We start from the raw sequence: 13,578 nt of genomic DNA, 5'->3' as shown, positions 1-13,578 counted from the left end.
GGGGACTTGTAGATTTTGACTTGGGCACAGCTTCTCCTCCATGGTGATGGAGGGGCTGAGCCGCGCAAGTTCGTCATTTTCCTAACCGGGATCGCCATCGCGATGACGTCACCACTCTCAAGTACGCAACAGCCCATGTGCCACGTTTTTTAACGGGGTCGAGAGCCTCCAATAAGCAGCCGGCAACTCCCCTCCGCCGACCACCGTAGCATGCCCCGTTTCTACCGCGCACAGGCGGGCCAAGGCCCTTGATCGTTTTTTAAGATGTCGCGCTCCTGCTTCAGGACCGCATTCTCCCGCCGCAGCCGCTTCAGCTCGGCATGCAGATCGACCGGCGCCTCGCTTGGCTCACTGGCATCGCGTTCATGGCTTAGCCAACGCGTCAGCGTCGATAAGCCAATGCCCAGATCCTCCGCGATCTCCCGCCGCGGCCTGCCGCTGGTCAGTGCCAGCCGCACCGCTTCGCGCCGGAACTCCGGCGTCGGCCTGTTCCCGTTTCCCATAGAACACCTCCTGGTTCCTCAGTTGGTGCTCTCCACTTTTCCCGGGCAAGTCCAGGAACTACCTCAAGGCCACGGGATATGCGTCTGATTAAGCGTCCGACGCTCTAGCCAGTGCCAACAGGTACACAGCCATACTGTCATCGTCCCGTTGACACAAAACGAGCAGCCGCCAATGTCTCGACGACGCCTCTGACAATCGGGGATGGATCGCATCTGTCGCAAAAGGCGTAATCGCTGCAGAATTACAAGCTAGCCGGAAAAGCCCGCAGGACGCCTTCGATCCGCTCGGCGACTTCGCGGGTAGCCTTGTTGAGCGGCCGGGTCTGCGTGGTTCGCATCGTCACTGCTCGCCAAATCTGTGGGTTCACGATCAAGCTTCGGTCGAACTGGGAGTCGTGCTCACGGTCCAATGAGTAAGCAGCCTTTATCATGTAGCAACCGCATTTCTCGGCAACCAATTTCTGCGCCACGATCGATTCCGCATCGACAAAAACGTTGAGCGCAATACGCAACCGCCGAGCTACGGCACCCACCGCGAGACGGAGGCCATTCGGGGGGATAGGCAGAACCAAAGGCTTGCCCTCAAGCTCCCAAAAGTCGATCGTTGGTGGCATTGGTTGGTCATTGCGGATACGTGCCAGTATGAGGGGCGAACAGAAGAACTCTCCTTGCACCGCGTTTTCCGCCTCACGATACTTACTAACAAGGCCGATTTCGACTGAACCGTCTTGCACCCAGCGGTCGATCTGATCGCTAAATCCTTCGCGAACTCGCAGCTTGATCCCTGGCTCCTCATTACCGAGGCCCTGCGCAAGTTCAGGGATGACCGATGCGACCAAAGACGGCGGCACACCGATCGTCACCTGTCCAACAGGGCGTCGATTGGTCTCGCGTAGATCAACCATGACCTGCTCGCCATGCACCAGGAGGTCACGCGCACGACCAAACGCCATCTCGCCGAATTCGGATAACTCCACACCCCGGCCGGTGCGGTAGAAAAGTGGCTCGCCCCATGTCGCCTCTAGCTCTTTTATCACTCGACTAACTGTCGGTTGAGCCACACCCAGGTTGATGGCTGCCAGGGAAAAGCTTCGACACTCTGCGGCAGCGACGAACACGCGAAGCGAAGCAAAGTCGAACATTGTGATATCCGTATTTTGTATATCTCATATGCTTCCTATCCGATTGACACATCCCTGGCCAGTGGTAGCTTTCCGACCAAGGGTTGCTAGTCGCCTAGCACTCTTCAAAAACCTGGGAGGGAACGATGAAATACGGCGCACCGCTACGCGGTCTGCTGACGGCTTGTCTTATGTCGGTCAGCTTCACGTCGATTGCCGCAGCACAGACTCAGATCGTGCGCTTCCTCCATAACGAGACAGACCCGCCGAGCATCGAGTTCTTTAACAAGGCGATCGCTGAGTTCGAGGCGGAGAATCCGGATGTCAAGATCGAGATGGAGGTCATCAGCACCGACGGCCGCCTGCAGAAAGTCATGGCATCTATCAACACCAAGACCATGCCGGAGGTCTTCAAGCTTCTCCCGGAAGAGCGCTTTGAATTTGCCCGGCGTGGCTACATCCGGCCTCTGAACGATCTCGTCGACGAGATCGGCCGCAATAGGTACGTGCCCGGGGCACTCGTAGAGGTCAACGACGAAATCTACGATATTCCTTACACGCTGGGCAATTTCAGCCTGTACTTCAATCGCACCGATCGCTTCAAGGAGCTCGGCCTGAGTCCCGCTGCAAATTGGGAAGAATTAAAGGCAAATGCCAAGGCGCTTACCGAAGGCGACAATTTCGGGTTCATCTTTCCGGCCGGCAAGAACCGGATGACCAGCATCTTTTTGTCGCACATGATCTGGTCAGCGGGAGGAACCTATTTCGATACTGATCTGAACGTGACCTTCGACAATCCGGGCACCATCGCGGCATTAGAGTTCCTCCGCGACATGGCCGCGTTCTCGCCGGCAGGGATCAACTCCTACTCTTACGGTGACATGATCAACGTTTACCTGACCGGCCGTATCGGTCAGGATATCTACGCGCCGCGTCTTGCCGCAAATGCGCAGACAAACACCCCCGACCTCTTCGCCAACACCACCGTCTCCCCCCTCCCGGTCGGGCCAAGCGGCGCCGGCGTCAAATTCGTAAATGCGAACGGTTTTGCCTTGGCGTCCGAAGCCGTGGGAGCACAAAATTACGACGCAGCACGCGAGTTTTTGAAGTTTATCACGACCGAAGATCGGCTCATGGACTTCTCCTTGACTGCCTTCCCGCATCTCGTGCCACCCCTGCTCGACGTGCAGGCGCAGGTGATCGAGCGCGGAACGCCTCTCATGGGCGGACGTGCTGAATTTGCAGAGATGGCCTACGACACCTCTAATGGGCTCGATTTCGAAACGGAGGCAGGCGCGACGTTCGTCGACGGCAAAGTCATCCGCTCAGGCGTCGTCAATCCCTATATCGGCTCCATCGTCGCCCGTCACATCCCGGCGCAAGTCGTTCAACGGGTTGTGCTGATGGGGGAAGACCCGGCCGAGGCCGCGGCTTGGGGCCAAGCTGAAATGCAGGCCATCGTGGACGACCTGAAGGCGGCCAACTAGCGCGACTTTAAGGCGGCCCGAGCAGTTCCTTCGGGCCGCCATCCCACTCCTTAACGGAAAGCTACTATGAAGAATTCTCCAGCCGGCGACGTGTCGCTGCGCGAACGCGTGTCTTCGCCTCCAGCACCAAGCCTCGTAGCGTCCTATTACGCATATGGCGTCGCAGCCGGACTCAAGCACACCTTCGGCCACGAGATGAACATTCATCTGGCCCATGCGCTGATGCTGGCTGATCAGGAGATCGTAGCGCCGGATGCTATCCGCAGCATTCTCAATACGCTGCTGGCGCTTCAGGACGGTGGCCCTGACACACTCGAGATCGATTACAAGGCGGAAGACGTCTACTCTTACGTCGAGCGCTACATCATCGGCGCACTGGGATCCGACGTCGGCGGCCGACTTCACACCGGGCGCAGCCGCAACGATCTTCATACGACTGCCTGGCGCATGGCGTTACGCGCGCGTCTCATAGACCTGCTGCAGACAGTCGGGCACCTTCGCACGACCCTCATGGAGCTCGCGGCTGATCACGTCGAAACCGTGATGCCGGGCTACACCCACACACAACATGCCCAACCAATTACCTTCGGCTACTATCTCATCGCGGCTTCGGACGGGCTGGAACGCGATTTCCGGCGGCTGCGCGCCGCCCTGGACTGTTGCGATCGCTCGCCTCTTGGCGCAGGCGCTTTAGCGACGACAGGCTTTCCGATCAGCCGCGAGGCTACCAGGGATATGCTGGGCTTCGCCGATCTGGTGGAGGTCGCTTACGAGGCAGTTGCGTCTCGTGACGACCTCCAGGAGAGCGCCGCTGCGCTTGCGATCCTTATGACTGGCGTATCCCGGCTCGCGACCGATCTTCAGAGCTGGAACACGATGGAATTCGGCTTCATCGAGTTCGATGACGCCTATTCGAGCGTCTCGAGCATCATGCCTCAGAAGAAAAATCCGGCGACCATGGAGCATGTCAAGGCGATCGCCGGGATGGCGACCGGCATGCTTGGCACTGTCCTTTCCTGCGCAAAGAACACCGCCTTTGCCGACGTGAACGACGGCGTCAGCGCGGCCAATCCGGCAGCGCTCGACACGATCGAGCGCGCCACTCTGGCGCTCACGGCATTCGACGGCGCGTTGGCGACGCTAAAGGTTCGCGCCGAGGCAATGCGCCGCTCTGCCGAGATCGGGTACGGAACGGCAACCGAGCTTGCGGACGTCATTGTGCGCTCGTCTGGGCTTTCATTCCGCATGGCGCACAACGTTGTCAGTCGAGTTGTTCGGGAGGCGCTCGAGCGAGGTAGGACTGCCGACGAGATCAAGGTCGAGGATGTGGAAGAGGCAGCTGAGGCGCTCTTCGGACGCCGGCTCGGCCTGACCGCCGCAGAGGTGACGGAAGCACTCAATCCGATGGAAAACGTGCGCAGCCGGCAGGCGACGGGTGGGCCCGCACCGGAGCGAATGGAAGAAATGATCAAACGTCGGCGCGAACTGATCGCCCACGACCAGCAGGAGCTTGCGGACGTTTCAGGCCGGATCGAAGCGGCATATGCCGGGCTCGAGGCACGTGTGCGGGCGTTTAGCCCTGCCGACGTCCAGAGCGGGTGAGGAGAGACGCATGGCGCAAGTCGAAATCAGGCAGGTCAGCAAAATCTTCGAGGGCCATACCGCCGTCTCGGAGGTAAGTCTGACGGTCCATGACGGCGAATTCCTCGTGCTCCTTGGCCCATCGGGATGTGGCAAAAGTACGCTTCTGCGCATGCTCGCCGGGCTTGAACTTCCGTCCTACGGCGACATCGTGATCGGCGACAAAGTGGCGACGCGCTTGAAGCCCAAGGACCGCAACGTCGCGATGGTTTTCCAGAATTACGCACTCTATCCACACCTAACGATTTACGAAAACATCGCCTTTCCGTTGCGGGTCAACCGCTTCGAGAAGGCCAAGATCGACGAGAAGGTGCGCTGGGCGGCGGACCTAGTTGGCATTGAGGCGCTTCTGCAACGCAAGCCGCGGCAGACGTCCGGCGGCGAGCGGCAACGCACTGCGCTTGCACGGTCGCTGGTCCGCGACCCGCAATTATTCCTGCTGGACGAGCCGCTGTCGAACCTCGACGCGAAGCTCCGCCACAGCTCGCGCGAGGAGCTTCGGCGTTTCCAGGACCGGGTCGGCGTGACCTCGATATACGTCACGCATGACCAGGTGGAGGCGATGGGGCTCGGCGACCGCATCGTGGTTATGCGGGCCGGCAAGATCCGACAGGTTGGAACGCCAGAACAAATCTACTCCCATCCTGCCGACACCTTTGTTGCGACGTTTATCGGCTCGCCGCCGATGAACCTGGTCGAGACAGGGGCAGTCACCGTCGGCTTCCGACCCGAGATCTTCCTGCCGAGCAATTCCTTCGCGAGAGACACCTCGAACGCTAGCGAGTTCTTGTCGGCGCCATTCGCAATTCGCCGAGTGGAGTACCTAGGGGGCGACAAGCTGATTTATGGCAGCGTCTCGGGTGATCTGCCGCAGACCGAGGTAATCGCACGCATTCCGTCGAACGTCCCGTTCACGGCGAAAGAGGGCGAAACCGTCCCGTTCGCGGTGCCACAGACCGAAGTGCGGTGCTTCGACACCGCGAGCGGGTTGGCGATCGAGGATACGCGTGTCGGTGTGCGGAGGTCCCTCAATGGCTGAAATCCGAACCGTCCAGCCGGGCGACCGGACACTGGCATACCTGACGCTCGCGCCGAGCGTGGCGCTCCTGCTGCTGCTCTCGGTCGTTCCCACGATCACGGTCTTTGCCACATCGATGCAGCGCGTCGGACTTGGCGAACTGTCGGGCCCCTGGATCGGATTCGATAATTTCATCTGGGCACTGGAGAGTCGGCATTTCTGGCGAGCGCTTTCGAACACTTTCGTCTGGGTCTTCGGCAGCGTCGCGATTGAGATGGTGCTGGGTCTCCTGCTGGCGCTGCTTCTGCACCAGAACTTCGTGGGACGGGGGATTGCTAGGGCGGTCTTGCTGGCACCCTATCTAGTGCCGACGATCGTGGCGGTACTCGTCTGGCGGTACATGTTCCACGATATTGTCGGCATCCTGAATTACCTTCTCACGGACCTCGGGATCATCAGCGGGCCGCTGCAATGGCTGAGCAGCACCCGGTGGGCGATGGCTTCCGTGATAATCGTAGGGGTGTGGAAGTTCTTCCCGTTCGTCGTGCTGGCGGTTCTCGGGATCCTGCAGTCGATCCCGCAAGAACAGTACGAGGCCGCGCGCATCGACGGGGCTAGTGCCTTCCAGCAGTTCTGGCGGATCACCCTGCCTTACGTAATGCCGGTCTTCATCCTGACCGCACTGCTGCGCACGATCTGGACCTTCCACAAATTCGAGATCATCTACCTCCTGACCGGAGGCGGGCCGCTCGACGCGACCACAACCCTACCGATCCTTGTCTACCAGAAGGCCTTCGTCGATTTCGAGCTCGGACGAGCGGCGGCGATTGCGATCCTGACCTTCCTGATCCTCGCGGTGCTGATCACCGCCTACTTCCTGCTGATGCGTCGCGCGGAGAAAAAGCAGTGACTATAACCGCTTCTCAGGACGCGGCCGCCCGCGTCGAGCCACGTCGCCATCGCGAGATGGAGGATGTGCACTACCTCGCTAACCGCATCTTGCTCTATCTGCTTGCGCTGACTGCGGTAACGGTCATCGGGTTCCCCCTATTCTGGATGGTGATCTCGTCCTTCAAGCCGGGCTCGGAACTCTACGTGTCGCCGCCCACCTTCCTTCCGGAGAACTGGACGCTTCAAAACTATCGAGACCTCTTTATACAGACCAACTTCGCTACGTATTTTCTCAATAGCGTAATCGTTGCAGGCGCCGCGACCATGCTGTCGCTGCTCATCGGCGGCTTGGGGGCATATAGTCTTAGTCGCTTCAATTTTTTCGGCATAAGTGGTTTCGCTCGCGTAGCTCTTGTATGCTACATGCTGCCGGAAGTCCTAATCGTACTTCCCCTATACATCTACGTGATCCAGCTGGGCCTCACCGATACCCTCTTTTCTCTTGTGGTTGCCAACACGGCCTTCACTCTGCCGCTCGCACTTTGGTTCATGCGCTCGTATTTCAACGCGATCCCGATGTCGCTCGAGGAAAGCGCAATGGTCGATGGCTGCACGCGGTTCGGCGCGATGTGGCGCGTGACCTTGCCGCTGGCGATCCCGGGCCTCGTGTCGGTCGGGGTCTTCAGCTTCAACCATGCCTGGAATGAGTTCCTCTTCGCGTTGGTCTTCATATCCTCCGAAAACAAGAAGGTGCTGCCGCTCGGCCTTGCGACCTGGATCGGACAGGACAACATCTACTCTTGGGGCATGCTCCTGTCCGGCGCTGTGCTGATCACCATCCCCGTGATCGTCTTCTACCTCCTCGTCCAGCGCAAGCTCGTCGTCGGGCTCTCCGAAGGCGGTGCCAAGGGCGAATGACTTTCCAACAGCACGAAGAAACGAGAACGATATGAAGATCACGGGCATCGAGCTCATTCCCATCGAGATTCCGCTCAGCCGAGATTTCGGCGGTAGCCGCTACAACGTCACCAGCCGCTGTACCGTCATCACCCGAATGCAAACCGACGAAGGCCTCGTCAGCGAAGTCTACAATGGCGACAACCGGACCCACATCCGCGAGATTGTGAATATCATCAAGGACGAGCTCGCACCGATCGTGATCGGCGAAGAGGTCCATGCGGTCGAACGAATCTGGGCGAAGATGTTTCGGCTGGCCGAATGGAACCGCGACCGCAAACTCGTAATGGAGGCAATTGCCTGCGTTGACACAGCGCTCTGGGACTTGATGGGCAAGGCAGCCGGGGTAAACGTTTGTCGGCTGCTCGGCGGGTTCCGGCAGGAGATGCCGATCATCTCGATCGGTGGCTACTACGAGCAGGACAAGACACTAGCCGACCTCGGGCGCGAGATGGAGCAGCTCCGGGAGTGGGGCATGGCCGGCTGCAAGGTCAAGGTCGGCGGGCTCAGCGCCGAGAAGGATGCCGAGCGTGTAGCGGCCGCTCGCGAAGGCGGTGGGCCGGACTTCATGCTCGCCGTCGATGCGAACCGCGGCTGGCCGTTGGCCGAAGCCCAGCGTTTTGCCAAGCTAATCGAGAAGTACGACATCGCCTGGTTCGAGGAGCCCTGCCATTGGTACGATGACGCGCGTCTGATGGCGGGGGTGCGGCGAGTCACCCCGATCCCGATCAATGCAGGTCAAAGTGAGTCGACGGCGACCGGGGTCCGCCGATTAGTCGAGGCGGGTGCGGTCGACATCGTGAACTTCGACGCTTCGGAGGCCGGCGGCATCACCGAATGGCGAAGGGCCGCAGCGCTCTGCCAGCTCCACGATATTGGTCTTGCCCATCATGAAGAACCGCAGATTGCGCTGCAGATGCTCGCCGCTTATCCGAACGGCATCGCGGTAGAGTGCTTCGCCAATATCGAGCGCGATCCCCTGTGGCCGGGGCTCGTGGCCAACAAGCCGAAGCCGAAGGACGGCATGATAGCCGTTCCGCAGGGGCCGGGCTTCGGCCTCGAACTCGATGCAGCGATGATCGAGCGGTACCGGGTTGATTGACGCTCTTCCGACCTGAGGCAGTGGGCACACGAGGCGCGCGCCGGCGAAGGGTTCGGCGCGCGGTCCGGGTTCAAGTCGGCGCGGGTTTCGTGCTGATGGGGGTATCCGGACTGATCTGGGGATCCTTCGGACTCTTCCTCGTCGCCTTGCAACGTGAGTTTGGCTGGTCGCGCGGAGAGATCTCCGGTGTCTTCGCGACGTTTGCACTGGCGAACGCGCTCTCGGCCCCTGCCATTGCGGCGGCCATGGCGCGCACGAACAGCCGGCACCTGCTCGCGCTGTTGGCCATCCTGCTAGGCGGCGCGCTGGCCCTGACCGCAGCCTGGGTTGGAGGGCTTGCCGCCTACTGGTTGATATTCGGACTTGCAGGCGGCATCGGCGCCCAGTGCGTCAGCTCATTTGTCGTCTTCGCCCTGCTGGCGCGACGAGTGCGACACCGACTTGCCACCGCCATGTCGATCGCCGACGCTGGATCGGGGCTCGCCACGCTGCTGGGCCTCCCACTCTTACAGTTCATCATTGATGTCCAAGGCTGGCGGGCCGCCTATGCCCTTCTTGCAGTCCTCACGCTCGTGGTCGTCGTCGCCCTACACTTGGTGATCTTTGATGCGATCCGAGGATCGCCACGTCCTCTGCCCACGATGGAGCAAGGGACCGACTTCGGTATGCCGTCGCGAGCTATCCTCTGGATGTGCGCAAGTTACTTCTGCGGTTCGGCGGCGTATCACGGACTGCTGACGCAGCAAGTCGCGCTTTTCGATTCCCAAGGTATCGAACCGGCGCGCGCCGTCTGGATCGTCGCTTTGTCGGGGGGCGCGGTGTTCGCCTGGCGTCTGATAAGCGGCTGGCTCTGTGATGTAATCGGGGTGAGCCGGGTGCTTGCCGTCGCTGCCGCGGCGGTCTTCGTTACCTTCATCGGCCTGTCATTTCTGCTCTCCGGTTGGAGCGTAACCGGTACGGCGCTTTATCCGGCTGGGCTGGCAATCGGCTTTGGCGGACAGCAAGTTCTTTTGGCCGTTGCGCTCCGCCAATTTGCGGCACCTGCCCGCTTCGCGAAAAACCTCGCCTACGGAAGGCTCGCGTCGGGGCTGGGCATGGCAGCGGGGCCAGTGGCCGGTGGAATAATATATGACGTGACCGCGAGTTCACCAGCAGTTGCGTTCGTGCTCGGCGGCCTTGGGTTTGGATATGTCGCTGGCTTCACATTAGCGACCGCGGCAGGGAAGAGAGAACATTCCCTGAGATCCCAAGAGCCAGCCCCGTGAACGTAGGCTAGGCATTGCTCAGATCTGCGGTGCAGTGGCGGCACTGTTGCTGGTTAGGTCGCTGGCACTGTGGTGACCAGCGAAGCCAACCCTCGCTCACGTGCACCCTAACACCCGCTCCTGCCTGTCCCATTCCAGCGGAAACGGCTGCATCAAACGGTCGAGGGTCACCGTAGATGGCTGCCGCCCGTCGAGAATGGCCTGGATCAACGACGGGGACAGCAGCGTCAGCCGCAGGATGCGGCTGAGGTAGGACGGATTGATCTTCTCGGCCGCGGCAAGCTCGGCCAACGAGGCGAACGTGCCGGCTTCCAGAAGTCCCTTCCAGCGATGGCCTCTTGCGATCGCCTTGATCATGCTGCTGTCGATCCTGGTGCGGCTGGTGGGAAGCCCGATCTCCCCAGTGGGCGCGATCACCAGCTTGCGCCCGCCTCGCTTGCGGATCGCCAAAGGGACGCGAACGGTGATGGTCGAGGGATCGACGCTTCTCATGCCGCAGCTCTCCTCTCTGGATCGCCGATCGCGGCAAGATCCTTCGCGATACTTGCTAGTCCCTCCACCCGAAGACGGATGTCGGCGCCTTCAAGGCCGACATCCACCCGCTCAACCAAGAGCTGGATGATCCGCGCCTGCTCGGCCGGGAAGAGCTCATCCCAAAGCGGCTCTAATCGTGCCAGCGGCCGGCGGACATCCTCCTCCGTGAGGTCCTCGATCTGGCTGCGCGCCGCACGCCACGCCCCGATCACCACCTCCGGCGTCACCAGCAGGCCCCGCACCTGCGAGATGACCGCCGCCTCGATCTCCCCCGCCGGAATACGGCGGAGCGGACACGCGGCCGCCCTGCCCTCCTTCAGGACCGACTGGCTGACATAGTAGCGGTAGAGCCGGCCCCGCCGTCTCGTATGCGTCGGCGACATTGCCGCCCCGGTTGGACCGAAGATCAGGCCCTTGAGGAGCGCCGGCGTCTGCGCACGGGTGCGAGTGGCACGGCTACGGGCGTTGCCGGCGAGGATCGCCTGAACCTTGTCGAACTGAGTTCGGCTGACGATGGCCTGGTGCTCGCCCGGATAGGCCGTGCCCTTGTGCACCGCCTCCCCGACATACACACGGTTGTTGATCAGCTTGTAGATGTCGCCCTTGTCGATCGGTCGGCCGCGCTTGGTCCGCCCCTCCTCACCGCGCAACAGGTTTGCCAGGGTCGTCGCCGACCCGATCGCGATAAAGCGCTCGAAGATACTCCGCACCAGCGCCGCTTCCGACGCGTTGATGACGAGCTTGCGGTCCTTCACGTCGTAGCCGAGCGGCGGGTGACCGCCCATCCACATCCCGCGCTTGCGCGACGCCGCCACCTTGTCGCGGATACGCTCGCCGATCACCTCGCGCTCGAACTGGGCGAACGACAAAAGCACGTTCAGCGTCAGCCGGCCCATCGAGGTGGTGGTGTTGAACGACTGCGTGACGGCGACGAAGGTGACGCCGGTACGGTCGAACACTTCGACCAGCCTGGCAAAGTCCATCAGCGAGCGCGACAAGCGGTCGATCTTGTAGACCACCACCACATCCACCAGCCCGGCCTCGATATCGGCGAGCAGCCGCTCCAGCGCCGGGCGCTTGAGCGTGCCGCCGGAGACGCCGCCATCGTCATAGCGATCGGGCACCATGACCCAGCCCTCGGCCTTCTGGCTGGCGATATAGGCTTCACAGGCCTCGCGCTGCGCGTCGAGGCTGTTGAAGACCATCTCAAGACCTTCCTCGCTCGATTTGCGGGTGTAGACCGCGCAGCGCTTCTTCAGCACGGGCGCCGCTCGCGATGCCGATGCCGCTTTTGAGGTCGTCGACTTCATCATCGCCTCACCCATTCTTCCCATGGTTTTTCAGGCCGAAGAACGTCCAGCCGTTCCAGCGTGTGCCGGCGATCGCACGAGCTACCGAGGAGAGGCTCTTGTAGGGCCGCCCCTGCCACTCGTAGCCATCGACAAGCACCGTCACCTGATGCTCCCTCCCCTGCCACTCGCGGACCAGCCTAGTGCCGGCGATCGGTCGATCAACGATGCGCCGGCCTCGCACGGCGGTCTTGCCGCCATCGAGTTGCTCGCCCAGGGCGACCAACCGGTCACGCGTCTCTCGGGAGAGGCCACCATAAGCCAGCTCCTGGAGGCGATAGGCGAGCCGGCTTTCTAGGAACCGGCGGTTATACGGCGGCGGCTCCGTCTCGAAGACCTCACGCCAGCGCTGCTTCAGTTCGGCAGCTGAGGCGCCCTTCAGCGCAGCGACCTCCGCCAGCACGCTTGCCTGTAGCGCGGGGGCGGATTGAGAAACAGCAGCGGTCATCGGGGAATCTCCGTTTCGAACGTTTCGACTGACGCTCTGTACGAAAGCGATGTCCACGCCGGTCCGGCCAGGCTCGGCAAGGAAAGGCGAACTGTCTCCGTCAATCCTCATCCGTGGAGGCCGCACAGCCGTCACGCTCGGCTCGTCTGGCGTTGAGACGCACCAGGCCGACGGCAAGCAGCCGCGCCACCTCAGCCAGGCGCTCAGCCGCACTCATCGCGGCCGGGCTCAATCCGTTCGGTCCAGCGTTCATTTCGTTCACCGATGCTAGCTGTGCGGCGCACGCCAACGCCCCGCGGCTCTGGTTCCCTAGAAGCGCGAGGTGCGGGCGGTTGCCTCACCCATGAAGGTGATCTCAGCCCCGGCGTGACCGAGGACCTGAGATCGCGTGATGTCGTAAGTGGCCGATTGCCATGCCGCTCAGTGGGAACTGGGGCTAACGGTCCGGGTCCAAGCGACCCGGCAGATCGTGATGCTCGCCTTGAAGGCCGCAGCTCCCGGGGAACAAGCGCTCCGGGCAATGAGTGGTCCGCCCCGGGGTCCGACGAACTGGCGAGCCGTCGCCACCGCGCAGCCTCTCAGCAGGCAGTCAACGCCAGGCAATTCAGGTCAACCGAGTCAACCCGGTCAACCTTTCATTTCGCGCGTATAACTGGCGACGTTTAGGGGGCTCAGCGCACCGCCATCCGGGCTACAGCCGGTACGGTCCCTAAATGTTGCAGGACCGCCGCACGTTGCAGAGTAACCGCTCCCTGCGGCCAGTTGGTTGTTGAAACGCCAGTGTGGGCCTTTCCCGACGCCGGCTCGCAGGCATGCTGAACGCACCGCCCGAGACGTGGGAAAGGTCATCGATCAGCCGCGTCGGCAGTTTGGTGTCAACCAGCGTGCGCCACGCGGCGGCCGTCGCCCATTCACCGTCTCATCAGGGATCACCCCTCGTATCAGCTTCACCACATGCCACCAAAGCGGTCAACGCGACGCGGTTTGCAATGCGACTGCGCGAAGGAACAACGCCCTCGAAAGTCTATCTTTGCCCGAATGGCTTAGCCTTCGTGCAAGGCCGGCAGGAAGCGGCATGAATGGGCTGACGACACGCGATTTCGAAGGCGAGCCGGTTCGCATCCTTGAGGTGGACGAAATGGTCTGCCCCCACTGAAGTGGTCCTCCCTGAAGTATGGTTTTTCAGCCATTGGAGGACGAGAGCATGCCGCAGAAGAAGCACAAGCCTGAAGAGATCGTCGCGAAGCTGCGGCAGGTCGATG

Annotated in this window: 12 protein-coding genes and 1 pseudogene; 7 read left to right on the top strand and 6 right to left on the bottom strand. The window is 61.5% G+C overall.

The window, feature by feature from the left end; translation table 11 throughout:
* Nucleotides 1–257 precede the first annotated feature (257 nt).
* Together H9Q09_RS21915 and H9Q09_RS21910 are read right to left on the bottom strand one after the other, a co-directional pair.
* A pseudogene (locus H9Q09_RS21915) lies at nt 258–503 on the bottom strand (transposase); the annotation flags it as partial.
* 242 nt (nt 504–745) lie between these two features.
* On the bottom strand, nt 746–1,645 hold the full coding sequence (locus H9Q09_RS21910; RefSeq protein ID WP_187392830.1) for a LysR family transcriptional regulator: 900 nt from the start codon (nt 1,643–1,645) through the stop codon (nt 746–748).
* Nucleotides 1,646–1,770: 125 nt separating this feature from the next.
* On the opposite strand from H9Q09_RS21910, the gene H9Q09_RS21905 reads away from it, so the two are divergent.
* The 7 genes from H9Q09_RS21905 to H9Q09_RS21875 all read left to right on the top strand — a co-directional run bounded on the left by H9Q09_RS21905 (nt 1,771) and on the right by H9Q09_RS21875 (nt 9,985).
* Nucleotides 1,771–3,111 (top strand): sugar ABC transporter substrate-binding protein, encoded by a 1,341-nt coding sequence (locus H9Q09_RS21905; RefSeq protein WP_187392829.1) that lies wholly within the window; start codon nt 1,771–1,773, stop codon nt 3,109–3,111.
* Between the two features lie 66 nt (nt 3,112–3,177).
* Entirely contained in the window at nt 3,178–4,713 is a 1,536-nt protein-coding gene (gene argH / locus H9Q09_RS21900) for an argininosuccinate lyase (protein ID WP_187392828.1), read from the top strand.
* Between the two features lie 10 nt (nt 4,714–4,723).
* On the top strand, nt 4,724–5,791 hold the full coding sequence (locus tag H9Q09_RS21895; protein ID WP_187392827.1) for an ATP-binding cassette domain-containing protein: 1,068 nt from the start codon (nt 4,724–4,726) through the stop codon (nt 5,789–5,791).
* A complete protein-coding gene (locus H9Q09_RS21890; protein WP_187392826.1) occupies nt 5,784–6,680 on the top strand; it encodes a sugar ABC transporter permease in 897 nt (298 codons plus the stop codon). Before H9Q09_RS21895 ends, H9Q09_RS21890 begins: the two co-directional genes overlap by 8 nt.
* The gene (locus tag H9Q09_RS21885; protein ID WP_187392825.1) at nt 6,677–7,579 is read left to right on the top strand and encodes a carbohydrate ABC transporter permease; all 903 of its coding nucleotides are present in this window, start codon (nt 6,677–6,679) and stop codon (nt 7,577–7,579) included. Before H9Q09_RS21890 ends, H9Q09_RS21885 begins: the two co-directional genes overlap by 4 nt.
* A 31-nt stretch (nt 7,580–7,610) precedes the next feature.
* Nucleotides 7,611–8,720: a mandelate racemase/muconate lactonizing enzyme family protein gene (locus H9Q09_RS21880; protein WP_187392824.1), complete on the top strand. Its 1,110-nt coding sequence runs from the start codon at nt 7,611–7,613 to the stop codon at nt 8,718–8,720.
* A 95-nt stretch (nt 8,721–8,815) separates the two neighbouring features.
* Nucleotides 8,816–9,985 (top strand): MFS transporter, encoded by a 1,170-nt coding sequence (locus tag H9Q09_RS21875; RefSeq protein ID WP_187392823.1) that lies wholly within the window; start codon nt 8,816–8,818, stop codon nt 9,983–9,985.
* A 96-nt stretch (nt 9,986–10,081) separates the two neighbouring features.
* Here the strand turns inward: H9Q09_RS21875 and H9Q09_RS21870 are convergent, their stop codons facing one another.
* The 4 genes from H9Q09_RS21870 to H9Q09_RS22385 form a co-directional block, all read right to left on the bottom strand.
* On the bottom strand, nt 10,082–10,477 hold the full coding sequence (locus H9Q09_RS21870; protein WP_187392822.1) for a hypothetical protein: 396 nt from the start codon (nt 10,475–10,477) through the stop codon (nt 10,082–10,084).
* Nucleotides 10,474–11,829, bottom strand: coding sequence for a recombinase family protein (locus tag H9Q09_RS21865; protein ID WP_187392832.1), 1,356 nt, complete (start codon nt 11,827–11,829; stop codon nt 10,474–10,476). The genes H9Q09_RS21870 and H9Q09_RS21865 overlap by 4 nt, the downstream gene beginning before the upstream one ends.
* A gap of 7 nt (nt 11,830–11,836) precedes the next feature.
* Nucleotides 11,837–12,316, bottom strand: a complete 480-nt coding sequence (locus H9Q09_RS21860) for a DUF2924 domain-containing protein (protein WP_187392821.1) — start codon at nt 12,314–12,316, stop codon at nt 11,837–11,839.
* Nucleotides 12,317–13,340: 1,024 nt separating this feature from the next.
* On the bottom strand, nt 13,341–13,578 hold a 238-nt coding region (locus H9Q09_RS22385), incomplete at its 5' end, for a hypothetical protein (protein ID WP_210315468.1).

It is taken from the genome of Aurantimonas sp. DM33-3 (genome assembly GCF_014334315.1).
GTDB lineage: Bacteria > Pseudomonadota > Alphaproteobacteria > Rhizobiales > Rhizobiaceae > Aurantimonas > Aurantimonas coralicida.
Note: the sequence above shows the minus strand (reverse complement) of the source record. Positions and strands in the feature narration are given on the sequence as shown.

Bases quoted from the DNA above. Each gene is read 5' to 3' on its own strand.
- H9Q09_RS21870 (WP_187392822.1), bottom strand. From the start codon at position 10,477: ATGAGAAGCGTCGATCCCTCGACCATCACCGTTCGCGTCCCTTTGGCG.
- argH (WP_187392828.1), top strand. From the start codon at position 3,178: ATGAAGAATTCTCCAGCCGGCGACGTGTCGCTGCGCGAACGCGTGTCT.
- H9Q09_RS21890 (WP_187392826.1), top strand. From the start codon at position 5,784: ATGGCTGAAATCCGAACCGTCCAGCCGGGCGACCGGACACTGGCATAC.
- H9Q09_RS21860 (WP_187392821.1), bottom strand. From the start codon at position 12,316: ATGACCGCTGCTGTTTCTCAATCCGCCCCCGCGCTACAGGCAAGCGTG.
- H9Q09_RS21865 (WP_187392832.1), bottom strand. From the start codon at position 11,829: ATGAAGTCGACGACCTCAAAAGCGGCATCGGCATCGCGAGCGGCGCCC.
- H9Q09_RS21895 (WP_187392827.1), top strand. From the start codon at position 4,724: ATGGCGCAAGTCGAAATCAGGCAGGTCAGCAAAATCTTCGAGGGCCAT.
- H9Q09_RS21905 (WP_187392829.1), top strand. From the start codon at position 1,771: ATGAAATACGGCGCACCGCTACGCGGTCTGCTGACGGCTTGTCTTATG.
- H9Q09_RS21875 (WP_187392823.1), top strand. From the start codon at position 8,816: ATGGGGGTATCCGGACTGATCTGGGGATCCTTCGGACTCTTCCTCGTC.
- H9Q09_RS21880 (WP_187392824.1), top strand. From the start codon at position 7,611: ATGAAGATCACGGGCATCGAGCTCATTCCCATCGAGATTCCGCTCAGC.
- H9Q09_RS21910 (WP_187392830.1), bottom strand. From the start codon at position 1,645: ATGTTCGACTTTGCTTCGCTTCGCGTGTTCGTCGCTGCCGCAGAGTGT.